Genomic DNA, 21,238 nt, shown 5'->3' with positions numbered 1-21,238 from the left:
GTCGTGCTGACGACGGCGCGTCAGAGGGTAGAAGAATGATCCGGTCGGAATTGGTGCAGCTGCTGGTCGACGAGAATCCCAGCCTGTCGGTGCGCGACGTCGAAGCGCTGGTTGCGACGTTCTTCGATGAGATCGTCCGGCGGCTGGCGGAGGATGGCCGCGTCGAACTGCGTGGGTTCGGCGCCTTTTCCACCCGGGCCCGCGATGCGCGTACGGGGCGCAACCCCCGCACCGGCGAGACGGTCGACGTGACGGCCAAGCGCGTGCCTTATTTCAAGCCCGGCAAGGAGATGCGGGCGCGCCTCAACGTCTGAACGCTTGACGTAGGCCGTCAGCGCGCGCTTTCGAGCGCAGGTGATGCGCGGACGTGGCGGAACCGGTAGACGCCGGAGACTTAAAATCTTCTGCCCGTATGGGCGTGCGGGTTCGAGTCCCGCCGTCCGCACCATCACAAGTGCCTGTAAACAAAGATTATTTCCGGGATGGGCATGGACACCTATCCCGTATCTATCAGGCTGCGTGTAAAACTGGTGTAGCTGTGGAACGCTCGTTTGCGTCCAATACCGCAATCGCTTGGTCGATATGGCGACCGTGAACGTGAGCGTACCTAAGAACCATCGCGAGCGTTTTATGACCGCTGATCTTCTGTACGGTGGGAAGGTCGACACCAGCCTTCACCAACCTTGTTATCGCCGTATGCCGCATGACGTGCGGGGTGACCTTGCCCGGCAGCAAACCGGCCCGAATCACCGCTCGCTTGAATGGAACCGCTAGGCTCGTTCGGTGCGGCTGACGCGCCGTCTTTCCAACTGATGGGAACACCCAATCTGCCGATTCGCCATCGACTGCCAACTGGCTCCGTAGGTGATTCGCGAGGCTAGAAGTGATCGGCTGCTCGCGCTCGCCCGCTTTCGCATCCGGGATGAAGATGCGACAGTTCGCGAAGTCGATATGGTCGTATCGAACCCGCAGGATTTCGGCGTGACGCATCGCCGCGTTCAGTCCGAACGCAACGAAAAGCCACAACCTCGAGTCGGAATCGACCTTGGCGGCTTCCATCAACGCCGTTGCGTGCTGCTCATCAAGAACAGCGATTTTCTTGCGAGGCTCTAATCCTTTTACGATCCGCGGCGCATCGTCGTGCTTGATCCACTTCCATTGCACGAACCGCTTCAAGGCATGGGAGAGGGTAGCCAACTCGCGATTGACGGTTGGCTGCTTCACAACCTCCAAGCGCTTCCGGGTGTACTGCTGCACCTGAAAGTCGGTAAGGCGATCAGCCCGCACGCTTCCGAACGCCGGAACAAGGTGCGCATTGATGTGGCGGGTTTTCGATTTGAGGTTTCGCCCGCCGGTCTGCTCCATCCGTTCTAGGTAGCCCTTAGCGGCTTCCGCGAAGCTTAGATGCAGCTTACGTCCTGCCGGTAGGTTTAAGCGCCCTTCCCTCGCTTGCGTTCTGAACTGCTCGATAGCGCGTTCCGCTTGCTCGCGTGTGACACCCTCGCTGTCGGTACCGATCACCCGGTGAATGCGTTCACCATCGACCATCACGTTGATGCTGTACCGCAGGTCGCCCTTCTTCGTTCGTTGAACGACGATCCCGTGTTCGGCAATGGGCTTCCCGGTAATGAGCTTACGTACGTTATCACGCGTCATCTTTACAAACTTCGCCATCATAACCTCAAACAAGTGCAGCGCTTCATAGCGCAAAGTCTAAATTTCTTTGTCCTTCACCGAAGTAGAGGCGCTAGGTCCATCGCATTTTCTTACGTCACGCTCCGCTTTATAGCCGATTCGCGGGCCGATTATGGCACCTGTTGAAAATAAGGTCTATGACTGTGATTGAGAGTACCACCGTGCGCATTACACCTGACGGGCGGATGAACCGTCGTGACGCAGCGTCTTATTTGGGATTGTCTTACAGGACGCTAGGGAATTGGAGCAGCCGTGGCATTGGACCGGCGAGCGTTCGCGTCGGTGGCCGCCGGTTCTACCGCGTTGCCGATCTTGACGCCTTCATCGGTGCGCAGGGCTAAGCTATGACCTACAAACGCACGTCACCGGAAGGCTGGGCGCAAAGCCTCTTTGAACGCAGTGCGGTCGCGCGGAGCGGTGGCCCTATCCGCCCCAAACTATCGTCAATTAATCGCTACTCGACCCGCTCAACGGTAATGCGGGAAGCCCGATCCCGTGGATGGGCGGTCGAGCAGATTGGCGACTACTGGATTCTTTTCGATCCAATGCGAAGCAATCGGATCAGCATCGTAACAGGGGTGCGATAGATGCGGCCCTGCGACGAAAGACGCCTAGATTGTGAGGTTGGTGAAATCGTGGTTGAATCACGACTTCACCAGTCGCTCTAACTAAGGCGGAAAAGTCTTTTCCCCTCGTTAGCAACCAGTCTTCTAAATCAGGCACCGTTAATCAGCGCGTTTAAAGTCGTGCTGCGGTGGCTGGTATAAATTGAAAATCGGGAAATTTGCTTAACTACTCCATAGGTTATTTAAATATGGAGAAGTCATAAGAGATAGTCGAAGCCATTGCTTCGCCACTTCGATCCGCTAAACCGCCGATACACGCTGACTTTGATGGTTTCGGCGTTCACCTACTATCGCTGATACGCTTCCGCATCGACCGCACGATGATAGTTCTACCGCGTTTCACCGTGGTGGTATCTTTCCGTGTGCGGAGCTTAGAGTTGAAGCGTCATCAGTCCTTCGACGTTGAATCAGTTGGCGCTTAGTTCGACTCGACCCTGCCTATGCCTCTTCAATGAATTGGTTACTCTATATGCTCTTTCCTATTTCTTCCTCTTCTTCCCTTTCCTTCTCTCTTCCTTCCTTCTCCCAATCCTTCTTTCAAAAAGGATTATTAGAAGGATATGGGAGTCACTATAAATCCTTCATCGAAGATAATGATAAGATAGAGGGTGACGGCGAATATCTAAGCCTAATAAACAGACCGAATACGGAAATATCAGTAGATTTTATAAAACAATTATCGAATAAGGTAATAACCAGAACAGACAAATCATATAAACCATCAACGTCATTCAAAGCTGCATTAGGCGCTTTCGTTTCCGACCTATTTAGGATCGTTGCAGATCAAGAGCTAAGCTACGGATATCATGTTATGAGTCCAGGGGCTTTCACGAAAGAGCCGGTAGGATACAAGCCGTTCAGGTCGGTTATCCAAGGCATGTATGAGTTCCGGCTAATCGATTATCAGCGAGGTTTCAGGGAGCATACGGGGGCGGGTGCGAAGGCCCAAGCTGCTCGGTTTAGGGCCACGGACAAGCTGCTTGAAATGGCCGCCGCCTATGGGATCACGCCAGCCAATGCGTACCTACACTTCGGGTTCATGCCCCGGCCATCAGCATTGCGAAACCCGGTTACATTGAAGACGGCGCGGCGGTTTGGTCGTGAGCCGCAGAGCATGACGTTTGACCTTGGTGACGGCAAGGCGAAGCAGATTGCGGAGCAGGTAAACGAACTAAATGCTTTCTTCGCAAAGCAGGAAATTACGCCAAACTGCCACTACGCCTTCGTCCGCATGTTTTCGCGTGGGGACCAATCTGCATTCAATTGGGATCAGGGTGGACGGCTATATTCCGTAGGGTTTGGCAACTACCAGCAACTGGCCGGTAAGCGGCGAACTATCGCGCAGCCTGTTATAAGGCAGGATATCCGTATCAACGGGGAAGAGACGGTAGAACTGGATATCAAAGCCAGCCACCTAACGATCCTTCACGCTATGGCTGGCATCCCGCTCCCGAACCATCCCGACCCCTACATCATTCCCGGCTTTGATCGCGGTGTGGTGAAGACGTTTGTTACGATGACTTTGGGATACGACCGGTTTCACAAGGATTGGACCGACAACGCCGTTGCTACGTATCGAAAGAAGACGGGACAGGACTTGCGAGCCGTTCCCTTTGGAGCGGTGAAGGAAGCGGTTCTAAGTGCGATACCGCTTCTAAAATCATGGCCTGATAGTCCCATTAGATGGGGTGATCTTCAATTCATCGAGAGTGAAGCTGTGATAGATGCGGTGCACACTCTTGCCTTTGAGCATGGCATACCGGCGCTGCCCGTACATGACTCAATCATCGTTCCGGCGAGATACAAAGAGTTGGCAATCAAGGCGCTATCAGAGAAGTTCGCAGCTTACGTGGGAGTTCGCCCGACCATCGACGCGAAATAGGCCGTCGTATTGTTAGTGTGAGGATAGGGTACCACAATGGCAAAAGTGGAAAAGGACTATGCTGGCCCTTTTTGGATGCTGGTAGGACTTCGACTGTTAATGAAACGAGCGACGCGCCGTAGCAGCTTTGACCCATTCAAGGCTCTACAAACGCGATTGCTGATCGACTGGCGGTCCTACTCTAAAGGCACGGATCGCCGCTGTAAGGTGCCTTAGCGGGCAGCATAGAGCCTATTGCGGCTTACCCAAGCAATTTCAACACGCCTTGCTGGCTCTGATTGGCTTGCGCCAAAATCGCCGTTGATGCCTGTTTCAGGATTTGTGCCCTAGCAAGGGCGGTCGTTTCCGCTGAGAAATCTGCATCTTCGTTACTTGATTTTGCATCAGCAAGATTGGTCGAGGCGCTAGCAAGATTGTTGACTGCTGATTCCAATCGGTTCTGTGACGCGCCAAAACCTGCCCGCGCTTCTGTTAGGCGCGATAGAAAGTCGTCTACCTTAGCTAAGGTGTTTTCGGCCTTGTATGTATTCGCTACACTGATTTCCTGTTCAAAATCCATGGATCGATAAGCGTAGTAAAGGATACCGCCGAAGAAGTTGCGACCGGAGTGGCTGGTATCGTACCATTGATCGCCTATTGACCCATCTACAGTCGTTCCAATTTGATCAGCACGAATTGGTAGCCCGCCACTTGTGGCCCCAACCACATAATCATCAAACGTTATGAAATGCGAACTGACGTAGGGGCCTATAGCAGGTGGGGTAATGAACGCTGGTGTTTGCCGCTGATACGATAAAGGAAAACTTTTCACATTGATAGGAATGGAGTCTTCTGCGTTCGCACCGGCTTGAATATTTATAGAGATAACCGGGCCTTCCAAAGCGCCAGAAGGGTCTAGTCCCCCAATGGGAAAAATCTGTTTCCCGTTAAAGTTCGTATTTTTAATTGTCTTGCCGATCTGCTCATTCAGCGCACCAACTTCGACCTGCATACTGGCGCGGTCCTGGTCGCTGTAGGTGCCGGACAAGGACTGTATCGTTAGCTCACGAATGCGCTGCGCCATATTGGTCACTTCATCCAACGCACCTTCCGCCGTTTGAACCAAGGAAGCGCCGTCCACGGCATTTCGAATCCCTTGCCGCATCCCCATAATCTGCGCTGTCATGCCGGAAGCAATCGACAAGCCAGCCGCGTCATCCTTCGCGCTGTTGATCCGCTTTCCGGTGGAGAGACGCTCCATCGCCGTAGCAAGGCTTATGTCGGCGGTGCGAGTTGCCCCCATGGCCCGCAACGCTGCGCCGTTCGTATTGATGATCGTCATGGGTTCCCCTTCGAACCCATTCTGAATGCAGGTTAGTTAACGCCCCGCTAACTAATCGCGGCAATGTCTCCGAAACTAGATCGATATCTGTGATTGACAAAACATCTTTGCGCTAACCAATCGACGACTATCTCGTTCGTGGAATGGCGCGTAGTGTAGCGCGATGAGTGACACCACAGATACCATCGCGCTGGCGACCGATCTTACGGTTGCGTGGCTTGCTAATCCGAACACGCGCGTCGAGGTGGATGCCATTCCCGCCTTTCTGGCGACGATGCACAAAACGGTTTCTACGCTTGGCACGGCGGCCGCCGACCAGGACGAAGTGGCACCGGAGTTCGAACGCGCTGTTAGCGTACGGAAGTCGCTAGCTGATCCTGAATTTATCGTATCGATGATCGACGGGAAGAAATATAGGACGCTTAAGCGCCATCTAACCACGAACGGATTGACGCCGGATCAGTACCGCGATCGCTATAACCTTCCGCCTTCTTATCCGATGACGTCACCGTCTTACAGTGCTGCACGAAGCGCCACAGCGAAGGCGATCGGCCTAGGACGCAAGATCGTAGAGAAGGTCGCTGACGCTATCACCGATGAAAAGCCCGCGTCTAAACCTCGCAAGGGCAAGAGCGTTGCTGATGCGAAGGCTGCTGCAAAGGCGCATCTTGGCGGCGGTTAGTAGCTGAACGCTAAACCGCCATGCATTAGCTTGGGGCGGCTTTTTCAACCCTATAAGTCAAATTTACGTCTTAACCTTCATCGGCAATCTGTGTTGATTTCGCGTGCACGGTATGGAAGCCTGAATGAGCCTTCGAGATTTCGGAGGCTAGATGGGATTTCGGCTCAATGCCAAAGATGCTTCGCTTTGAGACAAAACGAGACAAGGCGCCGCGGGCGCCCACCACAACGCAATTTGCGCAAAGGTTATTGGCGGCATCAAGCGTAATATCAGATAACCTTCCTAGGCTATTGGACGACGCGCCACGATATATACTCTTCACGTTATTGGTTGCAGAAGACGATGGGGAGATCGTCGATATCGAAACGATAACATTACCGCCTCGGACATCGCGCTCGCTATTAACGCGTTGGATCTACGTGTTGAAGAGTGAAGGTTTTGTTGAGTCAAGAAATGGCCTATTAAATCTTACAGAACAAGGCTATTCCAAGATAGTCAAGACATTGGAAGAATTGTACGCTGTTCAGCGGACTTTGGACTAAAAGCACTAAATACTCGCGCTTAAGCCTTTCAATATATCAATAGCCGTAGCAACTGATACTGCGAGGTGCGCTTCGGATAGCTGGTCCGCGCGAGCCAATGCCTCTTCAAGGCTGGACTTGATCTGCTCTAACAGCATCGCTCGATCAAACGTATCGTTCAAATTACTAACTCCGACCCAACAGCTTTATGCCCATAGTCGCGATAAAGCTCCCAATAGTCACGGCAGTCAATCTCGTGATTTTGCGCCCAATCATGCACGCAGACATTTTGTGCAAATCGGTTTCAATGGCAGGCGCTACTGCCAATGTGGATCAAAAGGCTCGGGGCGAAGTGCGGCAGATGAAACCGATTTATGATATGCGCGTAATTTGCGTGGGATAGCGAGCTTTTCGGAGGAAAGGGCGACACTTGGCTAGCATGAGCGATATCGTTTTCGCCCGTATACAAACGACGCTGGACCAATTGCAGCGTGCGGTAACGGAAGTCAGAGATACGCAAGAAGCGACCGTGGTTGCACGGCCTTGTGAACGCGATAAGTCGGAAGACTCGGAACAGCATCCCGCAAGAATTGATAGGCTGACTGTAGCATTGAGCTTGATCGCTGCTGCAAACGCGAGAGATAAAGCGTTTGGCGGCGATCTGTTTTCCGATCCGGCATGGCACATGCTACTTGATTTATACGTTGCTTATCGACGGGGCAATATTGTCACAGCGACCTCTTTGTGTATTGCGTCTCGTTCGCCAAATACAACAGGGCTTCGATGGATAAATTTGTTGCACGAACAACGCCTGATTGTACGAGAAAACGATCCTTTTGATAAACGAAGAACAATCGTTTATCTATCGAAAGACGGATTCGCGCGTATGGAGAAGGCGTTGGATTTAGCTGTTGAGAGTAACTGGAAACTCGGTATCGAACGCATCAGATTCAAGAAGTGACTCTATTGCTTGATGAACATGTAACGCGGCAACCATAGCCTTATGGCGCTGCTCACTGTCGGGCTGACTAGATAAACTGTCCAGCGTCGCCAGAACCACCAGTAGCATATTCTTACAGTCGGCAATGGAATGCACGTTTGCCATATAGTCAGCTTTTTCGTCACGTCGTTTGGCCGTAGCTCGCTCGTTACTGCTTCTATGACGGCTCCGCTACGCTGCATTTGTACTACGTTTGCACCGGGCGTTCCAATGCAGATCAAAAAGCAGTTTGCAGTTGGGTCCTACCGCCCCCGCCGCCGCTTGGCTCTTTCCCACTCCCCTTCATCAACTGGCGCTACCGTTGTTCGAACTAAGCGTGGCTTAGGTGGTGATGGGGTTCTTGGTGGCGGTTCATTCGATGACCAAACGACGAATGGATTTCTAGCGCCGCAACCATCGTGCCCGGCACAAACAAGCTTTTGCGCAAATCCCGGCCATGCATCGGACCAGCCGCGATGCCGAAAGTAGGTCGCCAGTTCGAACGGAGCGAACAACGCCACCTTACCGCAAGCTCGACACGTAGCGCATATGCTGCCGCCCTGATGGGCAAGCTCCCGCAAATTTCTAATAGCCCCAACCATGCGGCTGTAAGCGTCACAGGACGATCAGAGCGGTAAAGCTAGCTGCGCCCTGTCCGGTACGGTCCAAGGCCGCTCAAGCCCTTCTACGATGAATTCCGCAAGCTCCCGCGTAGACCAGTACCGAAGGGCTTCATTCGTAGCGCTAAGTCCGGTGGTGGCACGTAAGGGTGCTGCTTCGATCAGAGCGGCAAGTTGGTCGGTGCTGATGGTGTCCATGGTGCGAATCTCCGTTCCGTCGAAATAGAACGTAACGGGAACGTTCATCAAGCGACTTGGTTCGCCTATAGGATCGAGCCGGGACAGGTTCGAGCGACCCGCCAACCGTTGTCCCAATCAACTTTGTAGATCGCGTGCGCGTGTTCTAGCTGCCAGCAGGACAGGTCGCCCTTCGCACCGGCAACGCGAGCTAGGGTGCGCCCATATCGATCCTCGCCAGCACGATCTATCGATAGGTCACCGGTAAGCGCGGCATCAAGGTTCGCCGAAGATGCATAAGGATCGCCGGGCGCGCACTTCCGTCCCTTACGACAGTGACCCGGAAGCTCCGGTGCATCGATTGCCAAAAGCCTGATGCGTTCATCACCACAGCGGATCGTATCACCATCTGTGGCGGTGCAGCCGGATAGGGATTGGTTGTAGGTAGCAGACGTTGCGGCGCTAAAGTTTGTCGGAAGCAATGCAGAGTAGACGCCTACGGTCGCACCTACGACGGCGGCGCCTATCAAGATCGCCACTGGTCGCTTTATACGATGCATCCGCTCTTTCCGCTGCCTAGACTTGTAGTGAGTGCCTAGCTTGATCGGCACCGCGCGGAAGGGCTTGTTGAAGCTCATAGCCCGATGTTGCCAAAGCCGGATGAAGGGTTGGTTAGCGGCGGTAACGACCGAGAGTGGATCGCCCGCAATCACCCACTTGCACGATTCCAATGCTAGGCTCATATCAAACAGATGGGCTTGCTATCTAAATAACGCCAAAGCCGTTTGATTTGGATTACGTTTTACTTTCTGACTGCTCCCTTGATGATATTTGCAAGGACTACTTATAGTTCTTACAATAATTACAACGCTGAGTGGTGGATAGCGACTATTTATAGCGGACCTGTCTTAGTTATTACGAGCTTATTAGACAGCTATTTTCGAGGCATAACAGTAGTAATTATCTATTTTCTCGTATGCTGCGTGCTGACTGTTCTATCGATTAATCGATGGAGAAGATAATTACACATTTGGCCACCTAAAGCGTCTGTCTCGTACTAAAAAGCTAATTAATATGCGGGACCGATCCGCAATAAAGAGATTACAGCCCCTAGCGCCCTATCGTTCGATTTGAGGGGGCAGCCGGTGGCCAGCCGACGACGATAGGGGCGATAGGGTACTTCGGGTGCCAAAACGGCTTAGATGCGCCGTACGGGCTTTGTAGGGGCAAAATCAGGCTGCACGCTTTTCCACCCGCTGAATAGCCGCACGCGATACACTGTACCGCTTCGCCAGTTCACCTAGCGAGACACCGGAAGCCCTAGCCGTCCTGATATCCCGTTGCTGATCGCTCGACAGGCTTTGCGGTCGCCCCAACACCTTCCCCGATGCCTTCGCTCGCGACAGACCCGCTTGCGTCCGCTCGATAAGAAGGTCGCGTTCAAATTCAGCAACGGCAGCGATAACGCCCATCGTCATCTTGCCGGCAGGGGAAGTCAGATCGACGCCACCAAGGGCAAGGCAATGAACGCGGATGCCTTCTGCGGCCAGCCGATCTACCGTACTGCGAACGTCCATCGCATTTCTGCCCAAACGGTCTAGCTTCGTCACGATCAACACGTCTGACGCTTCCATGCGGTCCATGAGCTTTGCGAAGCCCTTACGCTCCATAGAAGCTACCGAACCCGACACAGTTTCAGTAACGATGCGCTTAGAATCAACGGCGAATCCCGCACCTTCGATTTCCCGAACCTGATTGTCGGTCGTTTGATCGAGCGTGCTGACGCGGCAGTAGGCAAAGGTGCGACTCATCAGGGTTTTCCTGTATCGATTCTGTGCATCGATAATGCGTCTGTATCGAATCCGTGTCGAGTCTAATATTCGATATACGTGCCGATCATGTATCGGATTCGACCGTCTTGGCTACACTCGTCAGCGACATGGCGCTTGAACGCTTGCGCGCGTGTCGTCTGGCGCGGCAAATGAAGCAGATGCTTTTTACCATTTTCGATTATCTTCAATATGCCTTCAAACGCGGGCGATACGGGCCGAACCAGCGCGATGGCGGCATGGCGATGGCTTATGTGGACAAAATTTCCGATGAAGCCGTTGCCCAAATGAGGGCTGGCGACGCGATATTCACGCAACGGCTCGATTCATTCAAATCGTGGGCAATGATGTATATGACAACATCGCCGATCGATCATGCTGCAATCTACAAGGGAGACGGCCGAATTGTACATATGACTCTCGACGGCTTCAAGGAACACTCCCTACGGTCGGTCACTAAAGGAGCGAGGGTCCTTCCCGTTCGCTTCTTACGAGGATCGGAAGAGACACCATTTGATCCGCCGAAGGGTTTAGGGGTAATTGTCCGACGACATAGACCCTCGCATGTACTCCCCCCGCGTTTGCAACTAGCGTGGGTTGCAGTGAGGATATGGCACGGCTTCCACCCGGAGCGTTTCCGTTGGAAATTCGCAGCTGACACAATCCTTTTGGCGCTAGTTCTCGACGCACTACTCCTGACTTATCTCAAGTTGCCTGTAGCAATACCGACTCTATCACTTAGCGTGATATGCATGATTGCAAACTTTTGTTTTCACAAAGCAAGATTGTTGCGGAACAGAGAGTATGAGTTATTGAGCCACCCGGATATTGGATATTATAGCTTCTTCCGAATTGGGGGCGCTATAATATCAAAGATCGGAACTTTAGTCGCGTTCAGACCCATCGGGTTGCTTCCCGCCAAAGCTTTTCTTGCCCTCGGCAGCGAGCGACCCGATGACCCCACCCCCGACAAGTTTCAGGAGTTCCGTGAGGGCATTCGTTACATTATCGAAGACCTTTCCTTGGGTCCAATAACTAAGCATACCGAAGATGAGCAACGCGAGCAGGATTGTGTTGAACAAAACTAAAAAAGCCCGGACGGTCCACGGTAAGCCTGTAAACAGGCTCAAAGACAGGGATCTACGCTCTGGCGTTTTCCGCTCTTCAAACATCGGGTCGTCACCTATAAAACGCTAAGATAGCCCCTAGACCTCTCAGCCGCTTCGATTAGCGTTGATTTTGATTCCCGCGCAAGGCGGCAACGGTTCTTCGTACGTCGCCGCCGCCCTGCGTTTCACAATGCCAGCTTCTCGGTGCAATTCCTGTGTAATCATGCCGGGAAATTGGGGTAAATCGGGGGCATGATCGGGCACACCCCCGCTCGCTTCTAGCCGGATTTCCGGTCCAAAAAGAGCATCATAGTGACTTTCCGGGCAACTTTTCCGAACCGACTTAAAATCTTCTGCCCGTATGGGCGTGCGGGTTCGAGTCCCGCCGTCCGCACCATCACGCTCGCGCTGGCGCTAGCCGCTGCGGGATGCGAGCGCCGTGCCGACGTCGGCGCGGTGGTCGTCAGCGCCGTCGGCGACGCGCCCGATCTGCGCACTGCGCCCAAACCGACCGCGCAGCCTGCCGCGCGCCTTTATGCGGATGCGGTGGCGCAGGGGCTGGTGCGCTTCAACGCCGCCGGTCAGGTCGTTCCGGGCATCGCCGAGCGCTGGATCGTCACCGATGAGGGCATGACGTACATCTTCCGGCTGCGCGATATGCGCTGGTCCGACGGTCGCCCGCTGCGCGCGGCCGAGGTGGTGGCTAATCTGCGCCGCCAGTTGCGCGCCGGCAGCGGCAACCCGCTGACGCCCTATCTGACCGCGATCGATTCGATCGTCGAGATGACGCCCAACGTCATTCAGATCGAACTGTCGCGGCCGCGCCCCGATCTGCTCAAACTTTTCGGGCAGCCAGAGCTTGCGATCGTGCGATCCGGCCCCCGCCTGGGTAGCGGCCCGATGCGACCGATCGGGAGGGCCGGACGCGTGACGCGACTGACCCCGATCCCCGATCCCAACCGCGCCACGGACGAACGCTCGCAGCCGGCGCCCGAGGACGACGTGGTGCTGATTGCAGAGCGCGCCGCGAGCGGTGTGGCGCGGTTCGCCGCACGAAAGTCCGACCTCGTGACGGGCGGGCGGATCGGCGACTGGCCGCTGGTCAGCGCCGCCGGTGTCACGCCGCGGTCGATCCGCATCGATCCGGCGGCCGGGCTATTCGGGCTGGCCATCGTCAGTCGCGTGGGGTTTCTGGCGACACCGGAGAACCGCGCGGCGGTCGCGCTGGCGATCGATCGCCGGCAATTGGTGGAGGCGTTCTCGGCGGACTGGGCGGCGAGTGAGACGCTGCTCCCCACGCTGCTCGATTCGGCCGCGCCGCCGGCGCGTGCGCCGTGGATGGACATCGCCGCTGCCGATCGTCTCGCCGCGGCGCGCGCGCAGGTCGCGCGGTGGCGCCAAGGGAACGGCAGCGCGCCAAGCCTTCGTCTGGCGCTGCCCCCCGGCCCCGGCGGGACCTTGCTATGGGCGCGGTTCGCGGCGGACCTCTACGCCGTCGGCATCGTGCCGCAGCGGGTGCCGATCGATGCCGAGGCCGAGCTGCGGCTGATTGACGCGGTGGCGCCATACGACAGCGCACGCTGGTATCTGTCGACCGCCTGCGTGACGTGCAGCGAGGAAGCGCGCGCCGCGATCGAGGCCGCGCGGATCGCGCCGACGCTGGGCGAGCGCGCGCTGGCACTCGCTGCCGCCGACGCGGCGCTGGCGCGCGACGTCGCCTTCGTGCCGCTCGCCCGTCCGTTCCGATGGTCGCTGGTCGCGCTGCGGCTGCGCGCGTGGCAGCCCAACGATCGCGCGTGGCACCCGTTGAACGCCCTGCGCCGCGATCCCAACTGATCGGGATGACGCAGAACATCCCCTCGCCCGATGCCGCCGCGATCCTCTCCGCGCTGCCGCTGGGGCGCGATCCGGTCTCGATCCGCCGCCGAATCGAAGCGGTCGAGCGCCTGATGGAGGGCGCGTTCGAAGTGCCGGGGACCAACCGCCGGGTCGGCCTGGATGTGCTGATCGGGCTGATCCCGGTGGTCGGCGATGTCGTCGCCGGCGCGATCGGGGCGTGGATCGTGTGGGAAGCGCGCAACCTTGGCATGACTAAGTGGCAATTGACGCGGATGGGCGCGCGTGTCGGGTTCGACACGATGCTTGGCCTGGTGCCCTTCGTCGGCGACGCGGCGGACTTCTTCTATCGCTCCAACAGCCGCAACCTGCGCACGATCAAACGCCACCTCGATCGCAACCATCCGGCGACGATGACGATCAACCGCTAGGCGCCTGCCGCGCGTGGTGTGTAGACCGTGCCACCCGGCATCGGCCGGTCGACGCCGGTGGTGCCGGGAAACGAAATCGGCAATCCGGCAAGCGTGCGTGCGGCCATATAGGCGAAGCCTTCCGCCTCGATCGCATCGCCGTTCCAGCCGAATGCGTCGACCGGCTCGGGGGTGAGGCCGCAGCGGTCAGTGATCATCGCGAGCAGCGTGGGATTGTGCCGCCCGCCACCTGCGACGAACAGCCGCGTTGGGCGCTCGGGGAGCAGCGTCAACGCCTCGGCGACCGTCGCGGCGGTGAACGCCGTCAGCGTCGCGGCGCCGTCCGCCGCGCTCAGCCCACGCGCCGGCTGGATGGTGAAATCGTTGCGGTCGAGCGACTTGGGCGCCGGCAGCGCGAAGAAAGGGTGGTCGAGCATCGCCGTCAGCACCGCCTCGTCGACGTGGCCGCTGGCGGCGAGTGCGCCGCCGGCATCGTAGCGCGCACCGCTCTCCGCCTCCACCCAGCTGTCGATCAGGCCGTTGGCGGGTCCGGTATCGAACGCGACGAGCGTGCCGTCGCGCGCGATCGCGGTGATATTCGCCACGCCGCCGAGGTTGAGCACAGCGAGCGGGCGGTCCAGCGCCGCAGTGAGCGCGGCGTGATAGATTGGCAGCAGCGGCGCCCCCTGCCCACCCGCCGCCACATCGGCGCTGCGGAAATCGGCGACGGTGGTGATCCCGGTCGCGTCGGCGAGCGCCTGCCCGTCGCCGATCTGCCATGTCCAGCCGCGATCGGGGCGATGCGCCACCGTCTGACCGTGGAAGCCGACCACGCCGACGTCCGCCGCGACGACGCCCGCGTCGCGTATCAGCTTCTGCACCGCCAGGACGTGGGTGCGCGTGATCAGATCGGCCGCGGCCATCACCTCCGGGTTCGCACGCGGCCGATCGAAGCTGAGCGCGCGCGTGGTCGCTTCGGCCAGCTGTGCGCGCGCGGCATCGGAGTAGCTCTCGCCGCGAAAGGCGATGGCGCGCACCCCGCGCTCGCCATCGGTGTCGATTAACGCTGCGTCGACCCCGTCGAGGGACGTGCCCGACATCAGCCCGATTGCCAGCATGGAACATTCCCCTAAAACGCTCTTTCACGACGCCAGCCGGCTTTTTTCCCGAACCCAACGGCGCGCCGTGCCCCAGCATATCGGCCGGGATATGGCAAATTGCGCCGATCAGCCCTATGTGCGCGCACCTCATGGCAACGCGTCTTCCCTCACCGCCCCGCGTGGGCATGGTGTCGCTCGGCTGTCCGAAGAACCTCGTCGACAGCGAGCGGATCCTGACCCAGCTGCGCGCCGACGGCTATCACATGTCCCCCGATTATGCCGGGGCGGACGTGGTGCTCGTCAATACCTGCGGCTTCCTCGATTCCGCCAAGGAGGAGAGTCTGGAGGCGATCGGCGAGGCGATCGCGGAGAACGGCCGCGTCATCGTGACGGGGTGTATGGGGAAGGAAGCCGAAGCGATCCGCGCGCGCTTCCCGCAGGTCCTCGCGATCACCGGCGCGCACGAATACGAACAGGTGGTGGAGGCGGTGCACGAGGCGGCGCCGGCGAATCTGTCGCCGTACATCGACCTCATTCCCGACGCGGGGCTGAAGCTCACGCCGCGCCACTATAGCTATCTCAAGATTTCCGAGGGTTGCAACCATCGTTGCACCTTCTGCATCATCCCCTCGCTGCGGGGCGATCTCGTCAGCCGCCGCCCGGATGCGATCCTGCGCGAGGCGGAGAAGCTGGTCGCGGCGGGAACGCGCGAGCTGCTGGTGATCAGCCAGGACACTTCGGCCTATGGCGTCGACCTGCGCCACGCCTCCTATCCGCTGAAGGGTGGTGGCGAGGTTCGCGCGCACATGACCGATCTGGCGCGCGAGCTGGGTCGGATCGCGCCATGGGTGCGGCTGCACTATGTCTATCCCTACCCCCACGTCGATCAGGTGATCCCGCTAATGGCGGAAGGGCTGGTGCTGCCGTATCTCGACATCCCGTTCCAGCACGCCGCCCCCAACGTGCTGCGCGCGATGAAGCGGCCCGCGAACGACGCCAAGGTGCTGAGCCGCATCCGCGGCTGGCGCGAGATCTGCCCGGACATCGCGATCCGCTCGACCTTCGTGGTCGGCTTTCCGGGTGAGACCGAGGCGGACTTCGAGTATCTCCTTGAATGGCTGGACGAGGCGCAGCTCGACCGTGTCGGGGCGTTCCGCTTCGAGCCGGTAGAGGGCGCGAGTGCGAACCTGCTGCCCGATCCGGTGCCCGAAGAGGTGAAGGAGGAACGCTACGCGCGGATCATGGCGAAGACCGCCGCGATCAGCGCGGCGAAGCTGCAGGCGAAGGTCGGCCGCACGCTCGACGTCATCATCGATGCGGTGGGTGACGAAGGGGCGACCGGGCGCTCCTACGCCGATGCGCCCGAGATCGACGGCGAGGTGCATCTGCGCGACGCGGCTCATCTCGCCGAGGGTGATATCGTTCGCGTGGCGATCGAGGACGCCGACGAGCATGATCTGTTCGGTGTGCCGCTCGCGGGGTGATCCCTCGCGCACGGCCGGGCAACTGCGGACAGTGCGCGGTCAGTATTGCGGCTCCTGAAGCGCTCGCGAGTGGTAGCGGAGGAGGGACTTGAACCCCCGACCCCAGGATTATGATTCCCGTGCTCTAACCAGCTGAGCTACTCCGCCGCGCCTTCGTGAAGGGGCAAGTACCGCTCGCGAGGCGCGGGCTATAGCAGGGGTTGAGAGGGCGTCAACCCGCGAACACGTGTCGCGACAAAGGCTCCCACGGCCCGCCGCGATACCACCATGATGCCAGCCCGACGATCGCGAGCGGACGCGGGCGATAGTCGGCCGATAGTGCCGCCAGCAGCGCTTTGGCAGTCGCGGGCTCGACCTTGTTCTGCACCGTGACGTGCGCGCGCCAGCCGGCTTGGTCCTGCGGCGTCAGCAGCCCCTGGAACCCCTCTGCCAGCCGCGCGCGGATCGCGGCGAGCGCGAGGCTGTCGATGCGATAGGCAACGCCGCGACCGAGCGAGAACGGCGCGGCGAGGCGCGCCTCGGGCCGGCGCACGCCGCGCGTCTCCTCCGCCAGCCGGCGCTTCACCTCCGCCGCCGCGCTGGGCGGCAGATGGTGGAACATGGTGAGATGCGCGGCGAGCTGGTTGCGCTCGGGCGGGAAGTGCGCGCGGCGCAGGTCGTCGAACCAGCGGTGATCTGCGTCGCCGAGGAGTGCGGTGACGATGATCGGGGCTGGAACCGAGCCGGACGTCTCCGTCATCGTCTCAGATCTCGATCTGGCTGCCGAGCTCGACCACGCGATTTGTGGGCAGGCGGAAGAATTCCATCGCGCTTTCCGCGTTGCGCAGCATCCAGGCGAACAGCTTCTCGCGCCAGATTGCCATGCCGGGGCGCGCCGAGGCGAGCAGCGTCTGCCGCGACAGGAAGAAGCTGGTCTCCATCATGCGGAACTCGCCGTCGCACTCGTGGAATGATTTGAGCGCGGCGGGGATATCGGGCGATTCCATGAAGCCGTAGCGCAGCACGACGCGGTGGAAACCCTCGCCAAGATCCTCGTGCACGAAGCGGTTCTCGTCCGGGTAATAGGGCATGTCGGTGACCTTCACCGTCAACAGGATCACGCGATCGTGGAGCACTCGATTGTGCTTCAGATTATGCAGCAGCGCGTGCGGCACCCCCTCCGGCGTCGAAGTCATGAAGACCGCGGTGCCGCCGACGCGGGTCGCGCTGCCCGCCGCCGAGCCGATGAACACCTTGATCGGCATCGCGCCTTCGCGCAGCCGCTCGAGCATCAGCTTGCGGCCCGACGCCCAGGTAGTGAGCAGCACGAACACGATGATCGCGACGAGCAGTGGGAACCAGCCGCCGTCGGGCACCTTGGTGAGGTTTGACGAAAAATACATGCCGTCGATGAACAGGAACAGCGCGACGAACGGGATCACCGCGTAGAGCGGCCAGTGCCATACGCGCCGTATCAGCACCGCGACCATGCACGTCGAGATGAACATCGTGCCGGTCACCGCGATGCCATAGGCGGCCGCGAGGTTCGACGATTCGCGGAAGCCGAGGATCAGCAGCAGCACCATCGCGAGCAGCGCCCAGTTGACCGACGAGATGTAGATCTGTCCCGCCGCCGAGGCGCTGGTGTGCGAAATGCGAAGCCGCGGCATCAGGCCGAGCTGGATGCCCTGCTGCACCACCGAATAGGCGCCCGTGATGACCGCCTGGCTGGCAATGACCGTCGCGAGTGTCGCAAGGATGACGAGCGGCAGGCGCCACGCCTCGCTCGCCATCAGAAAGAAGGGGTTTTCCGCCGCCGCCGGGTTGGTGAGCAGCAGCGCCCCCTGCCCCAGATAGTTGAGCATCAGCGCGGGGAAGACGAACCACAGCCAGGCGTAGGCGATCGGCTTGCGCCCGAAATGCCCCATATCGGCGTAGAGCGCCTCCGCTCCCGTCACCGCGAGCACGACCGAGCCGAGCGCGAGAAACGCGAGCGTACCGTCAGTGGCGGCGAAGCGCACTGCCCAACGCGGATCGAGCGCGAGCAGGATCTGCGGCTGGGCGATGACGTGGATCAGCCCGAGCACAGACAGCGTCACGAAATAGACCGCCATGATCGGCCCGAACAGCTTGCCGACGCGCGCGGTGCCGACCGACTGGAGGTAGAAGAGGCCGATCAGGATCGCGACCGAGATGGGGATAACGAAGCTGTTGAAGCGCGCCTCGACCGTGGCGAGCCCCTCGACCGCGGACAGCACCGAGATCGCGGGGGTGATCATGCAGTCGCCGAAGAACAGCGCCGTTGCGAGGACGCCGAGCAGCACCAGGCTCGGCCCCCAGCGTTTGCCGGCGCCACTGCGCCGCTGGATCAGCGCGAGCAGCGCGAGGCTGCCCCCCTCGCCCTCATTGTCGGCGCGCAGGATGACCATGACGTATTTAAACGTCACGATCAGCACCAGCGACCAGAAGACGAGGCTGACGACGCCGAAGATGTGCAACTGATCGACGGCGAGCGGATGGTGCCCGACGAACACCTCCTTCATCGCGTACAGCGGGCTGGTGCCGATATCGCCGTAGACGACGCCGACGGCGCCGAGTGCTAGCTTCGTCAGCCCTTCATTGTGATGATGGTGCGTGCCGGGCACGCCGACGGGTGCGGCGGTGCTCACCGACCGACCGTCCGAAAAGGAGCCACGAGTAGAAGAACCGCCGTTGTCCTGTCGAAAACCAAGCGCGCCTAGCACCGCGCCGATGCCGCCGCAAATGGAACGTTGCGGGAACAGGGGAGTTTGGATGCGCGAAAGGAACACCGCCATGACCGACGCGAACCCGAAGAGCGAACCCTTCTCGAACGCCGAAAAGGATCCGGATGATTGGACCACCGGCGAAGAGCCGATGACCGGGGCGCAGGCGAGCTACCTCAAGACACTGAGCGAAGAAGCCGGCGAGGAATTCGATGACGGCCTTACCAAGGCCGACGCATCGAAGCGGATCGATGCGCTGCAGGAGAAGACCGGGCGTGGCAAGTAAGGCCGGCAACCCGCCGGCGGCGGATCAGCGCGCCGGCGGCCGCGTCGCGGCGATGAACCGATCGAGCAGATCGAGCTGACCGGCGATCTGGCGCCGATAATCGGTATCCGGGGCGGAGAGCGCGACGGCGCGGCGCCATAGACGCTGCGCCATCGCTAGCTCGCCCGCGCGCACATAGGCCATGCCGGCATAATAGGGTGGCGCCGGATGCTTGGGCGCAAGCCGCATCGCCCGCTCGAACGCCAATTTGGCGGCCGGGGACACCTTGTCACCGTCGTGGATTGCGAGATTGGTGCCGAGTTGCGTCCACAGGATGAAGCTGTTCGGGATACGGCGCAGGCCGCCGAGCACCACCTGAACTGCCGCGCGCTTGTTGCCGGTGCGCAGCATGGCATCGGACGCCACGAGGTAGCTCGCATCGGCGGTGAAACGCCCGACCAGCCGGTCGCGCAGCGCGATTGCGGCGGGATCGACCGCAATCCCGTCGCGCGCTGGGCGTGCCGGGGATGCCGGTGCACCCGGCCTTCCCTGCCACGCATAGCCCGCTGCACCTAGGAACAGCGCAGCGCCGGCGAACGACCACAGGATGCGCGGCAGACGCAGCAGCACCAGCGCGCCGAATGCTAATCCGCCGACAAGCGTCAGCGCGACGAAGCCGCTCACGGCTCCAGGCTCTTGGTTTCATGCATCTTGCCGGCCAGTTCGGGCGGCATGTATTTTTCGTCGTGCTTGGCCAGCAGGTTGGTCGCGACGAAGCTGCCGTCGCGCCGGAAGCTGCCCTCCGCGACGACGCCCGACCGCTCACGAAACAGATCGGGGACGATTCCGGCAAAGGTGACCGGCGTCGTCGCCTTGCCGTCGGTGACGCGGAACGCGACGGTGACGCCGTCCGCGGCGCGCGCCACCGAGCCGGCGGCAACCATCCCGCCCAATCGTACCGCGCGATTCGAGGCGAGCACGTCGGGCGTGACGTCCGACGGCGCGTAGAAGAAGGCCGCCTGATCGCGCAGCCCCGACAAAGCCAGCAGCGCGGCGACGGCGATCGCGGCCACCGCGGCAAGTGCAAGCCACAGCCGCTGATGCTTGGCCTTCATTGCGGCCCCTTCTCGGCCGCACGCATGGCGCGCCAACTGAGCCACGCGATCGCCGCGGTGCCGCCGAGCGCGATCGCGTAGGCGGCGGTGATGAACGGCCAGGGGTTCATGCGGTCGCCCGCCGGCGCAACCGCGCCTCGGCCTTGGCGACCGCAAGCAGCGTGCGCATCCGCATCAGCACGATCCCGCCGAACAGGCAGGAGAAGCCGGCGAGCATGATCGGCAGCGGCCACAGGATCGACGCGTCGATGCTCGATCGCGTCAGCCCGATGCTCGGCCCCTGGTGAAGCGTGTTCCACCAGATCACGGAGTAGCGGATGATCGGGAGCAGCACCGTGCCGGCGATGCCGAACAGCGCCGCGATACGCCCGTCGCCGCCGCGCTCGCGATCCGCACGCGCCAGCGCAATATAGGCAAGGTAGACGAAGAACAGCAGCAACATCGAGGTGAGCCGCCCGTCCCACTGCCAATAGGTGCCCCAGGTGGGCCGGCCCCAGATCGCGCCGGTAAACAGGCAGATCGCAGCAAAGGCGGCGCCGGGGACCGCAATCGCGCGCGCGCCCACCTCCGCCAGCGGATGACGCCAGACGAGATAGGCGATACTCGCCACCGCAATCCCGCTCCACCCGCCCATGCCCAGCCACGCGGCGGGGACGTGGACGTACATGATGCGGACCGACTCGCCCTGAAGATAGTCCGGCGGCGTCATCACGAGGCCTGCCCAGGATCCCACCGCGATCAGCGCGACGCCGATCCCGGTCAGCCACGCCGTCAGCGGGCGGGCGATCTTAAGGAAGCGCGCAGGATTGGCGAGGGCGTGGAGCGCGGGCACGATGGCTCCCTAGAGCGAAAAACGCCGGCCGT

The 21,238-nt window shown here is 59.9% G+C and carries 21 protein-coding genes and 2 tRNA genes; 11 read left to right on the top strand and 12 right to left on the bottom strand.

Annotated features, from left to right (window positions below; translation table 11 throughout):
* Positions 1–35: 35 nt before the first annotated feature.
* Positions 36–314, top strand: a complete 279-nt coding sequence (locus F1C10_RS01395; protein WP_185208160.1) for an integration host factor subunit beta — start codon at positions 36–38, stop codon at positions 312–314.
* Positions 315–361: 47 nt separating this feature from the next.
* Positions 362–448: transfer RNA gene (locus F1C10_RS01390), tRNA-Leu, on the top strand.
* A gap of 62 nt (positions 449–510) precedes the next feature.
* On the opposite strand, the gene F1C10_RS01385 is transcribed toward F1C10_RS01390, so the two are convergent.
* On the bottom strand, positions 511–1,674 hold the full coding sequence (locus F1C10_RS01385; protein WP_185208159.1) for a site-specific integrase: 1,164 nt from the start codon (positions 1,672–1,674) through the stop codon (positions 511–513).
* Between the two features lie 158 nt (positions 1,675–1,832).
* Between F1C10_RS01385 and F1C10_RS01380 the strand changes: the two genes are divergently transcribed.
* Together F1C10_RS01380 and F1C10_RS01375 are read left to right on the top strand one after the other, a co-directional pair.
* Positions 1,833–2,036, top strand: coding sequence for an AlpA family transcriptional regulator (locus tag F1C10_RS01380; RefSeq protein WP_185208157.1), 204 nt, complete (start codon positions 1,833–1,835; stop codon positions 2,034–2,036).
* A gap of 736 nt (positions 2,037–2,772) precedes the next feature.
* Positions 2,773–4,203, top strand: a complete 1,431-nt coding sequence (locus F1C10_RS01375; protein ID WP_185208155.1) for a hypothetical protein — start codon at positions 2,773–2,775, stop codon at positions 4,201–4,203.
* Positions 4,204–4,444: 241 nt separating this feature from the next.
* On the opposite strand, the gene F1C10_RS01370 is transcribed toward F1C10_RS01375, so the two are convergent.
* Positions 4,445–5,524, bottom strand: a complete 1,080-nt coding sequence (locus tag F1C10_RS01370; RefSeq protein WP_185208153.1) for a flagellin — start codon at positions 5,522–5,524, stop codon at positions 4,445–4,447.
* Between the two features lie 163 nt (positions 5,525–5,687).
* Between F1C10_RS01370 and F1C10_RS01365 the strand changes: the two genes are divergently transcribed.
* Positions 5,688–6,206 (top strand): MucR family transcriptional regulator, encoded by a 519-nt coding sequence (locus F1C10_RS01365; RefSeq protein ID WP_185208151.1) that lies wholly within the window; start codon positions 5,688–5,690, stop codon positions 6,204–6,206.
* 547 nt (positions 6,207–6,753) lie between these two features.
* Here the strand turns inward: F1C10_RS01365 and F1C10_RS16520 are convergent.
* Positions 6,754–6,909, bottom strand: a complete 156-nt coding sequence (locus F1C10_RS16520) for a hypothetical protein (protein WP_219729772.1) — start codon at positions 6,907–6,909, stop codon at positions 6,754–6,756.
* Between the two features lie 257 nt (positions 6,910–7,166).
* Between F1C10_RS16520 and F1C10_RS01360 the strand changes: the two genes are divergently transcribed.
* Positions 7,167–7,688: a hypothetical protein gene (locus F1C10_RS01360; RefSeq protein ID WP_185208150.1), complete on the top strand. Its 522-nt coding sequence runs from the start codon at positions 7,167–7,169 to the stop codon at positions 7,686–7,688.
* Positions 7,689–8,332: 644 nt separating this feature from the next.
* Here the strand turns inward: F1C10_RS01360 and F1C10_RS16905 are convergent.
* Together F1C10_RS16905 and F1C10_RS01355 are read right to left on the bottom strand one after the other, a co-directional pair.
* The gene (locus F1C10_RS16905; protein ID WP_374939386.1) at positions 8,333–8,524 is read right to left on the bottom strand and encodes a DUF6771 family protein; all 192 of its coding nucleotides are present in this window, start codon (positions 8,522–8,524) and stop codon (positions 8,333–8,335) included.
* 1,211 nt (positions 8,525–9,735) lie between these two features.
* On the bottom strand, positions 9,736–10,314 hold the full coding sequence (locus tag F1C10_RS01355) for a recombinase family protein (protein ID WP_185208148.1): 579 nt from the start codon (positions 10,312–10,314) through the stop codon (positions 9,736–9,738).
* Positions 10,315–10,421: 107 nt separating this feature from the next.
* On the opposite strand from F1C10_RS01355, the gene F1C10_RS01350 reads away from it, so the two are divergent.
* From F1C10_RS01350 to F1C10_RS01340, 3 genes are all read left to right on the top strand, one after another.
* Entirely contained in the window at positions 10,422–11,420 is a 999-nt protein-coding gene (locus F1C10_RS01350) for a hypothetical protein (RefSeq protein ID WP_185208146.1), read from the top strand.
* Between the two features lie 333 nt (positions 11,421–11,753).
* Positions 11,754–13,277, top strand: coding sequence for an ABC transporter substrate-binding protein (locus F1C10_RS01345; RefSeq protein ID WP_258043009.1), 1,524 nt, complete (start codon positions 11,754–11,756; stop codon positions 13,275–13,277).
* 5 nt (positions 13,278–13,282) lie between these two features.
* Positions 13,283–13,708, top strand: coding sequence for a DUF4112 domain-containing protein (locus F1C10_RS01340; protein ID WP_185208144.1), 426 nt, complete (start codon positions 13,283–13,285; stop codon positions 13,706–13,708).
* On the opposite strand, the gene F1C10_RS01335 is transcribed toward F1C10_RS01340, so the two are convergent.
* Positions 13,705–14,805 carry an anhydro-N-acetylmuramic acid kinase gene (locus F1C10_RS01335; RefSeq protein ID WP_185208142.1) on the bottom strand — a complete coding sequence of 367 codons (1,101 nt, stop codon included), beginning with the start codon at positions 14,803–14,805 and terminating at the stop codon, positions 13,705–13,707. The two genes, F1C10_RS01340 and F1C10_RS01335, sit on opposite strands and share 4 nt — an antisense overlap.
* Before the next feature lie 131 nt (positions 14,806–14,936).
* Here F1C10_RS01335 and rimO point away from each other — a divergent pair, with 131 nt between their 5' ends.
* A complete protein-coding gene (gene rimO, locus F1C10_RS01330) occupies positions 14,937–16,271 on the top strand; it encodes a 30S ribosomal protein S12 methylthiotransferase RimO (RefSeq protein ID WP_185208140.1) in 1,335 nt (444 codons plus the stop codon).
* Positions 16,272–16,341: 70 nt separating this feature from the next.
* Here the strand turns inward: rimO and F1C10_RS01325 are convergent.
* From F1C10_RS01325 to F1C10_RS01315, 3 genes are all read right to left on the bottom strand, one after another.
* Positions 16,342–16,418, bottom strand: a tRNA-Met gene (locus tag F1C10_RS01325).
* Positions 16,419–16,482: 64 nt separating this feature from the next.
* The gene (locus F1C10_RS01320) at positions 16,483–17,010 is read right to left on the bottom strand and encodes a 2'-5' RNA ligase family protein (RefSeq protein ID WP_185208138.1); all 528 of its coding nucleotides are present in this window, start codon (positions 17,008–17,010) and stop codon (positions 16,483–16,485) included.
* 4 nt (positions 17,011–17,014) lie between these two features.
* Entirely contained in the window at positions 17,015–18,919 is a 1,905-nt protein-coding gene (locus F1C10_RS01315; RefSeq protein ID WP_185208137.1) for a potassium transporter Kup, read from the bottom strand.
* A 145-nt stretch (positions 18,920–19,064) separates the two neighbouring features.
* On the opposite strand from F1C10_RS01315, the gene F1C10_RS01310 reads away from it, so the two are divergent.
* Positions 19,065–19,280, top strand: a complete 216-nt coding sequence (locus F1C10_RS01310) for a DUF3072 domain-containing protein (protein WP_085808443.1) — start codon at positions 19,065–19,067, stop codon at positions 19,278–19,280.
* A 24-nt stretch (positions 19,281–19,304) separates the two neighbouring features.
* Here F1C10_RS01310 and F1C10_RS01305 read toward each other — a convergent pair whose 3' ends face one another.
* The 3 genes from F1C10_RS01305 to ccmC form a co-directional block, all read right to left on the bottom strand.
* On the bottom strand, positions 19,305–19,943 hold the full coding sequence (locus F1C10_RS01305; protein WP_185208135.1) for a hypothetical protein: 639 nt from the start codon (positions 19,941–19,943) through the stop codon (positions 19,305–19,307).
* Positions 19,940–20,374: a cytochrome c maturation protein CcmE gene (gene ccmE, locus F1C10_RS01300; RefSeq protein ID WP_185208133.1), complete on the bottom strand. Its 435-nt coding sequence runs from the start codon at positions 20,372–20,374 to the stop codon at positions 19,940–19,942. Before ccmE ends, F1C10_RS01305 begins: the two co-directional genes overlap by 4 nt.
* A gap of 106 nt (positions 20,375–20,480) precedes the next feature.
* The gene (gene ccmC / locus F1C10_RS01295; protein ID WP_185208131.1) at positions 20,481–21,206 is read right to left on the bottom strand and encodes a heme ABC transporter permease CcmC; all 726 of its coding nucleotides are present in this window, start codon (positions 21,204–21,206) and stop codon (positions 20,481–20,483) included.
* Between the last annotated feature and the right edge of the window lie 32 nt (positions 21,207–21,238).

It is taken from the genome of Sphingomonas sp. NBWT7 (assembly GCF_014217605.1).
Taxonomy (GTDB): domain Bacteria; phylum Pseudomonadota; class Alphaproteobacteria; order Sphingomonadales; family Sphingomonadaceae; genus Sphingomonas.
The sequence above is the reverse complement of the archived record's forward strand: the minus strand, read 5'-3'. Positions and strand labels throughout refer to the sequence as shown.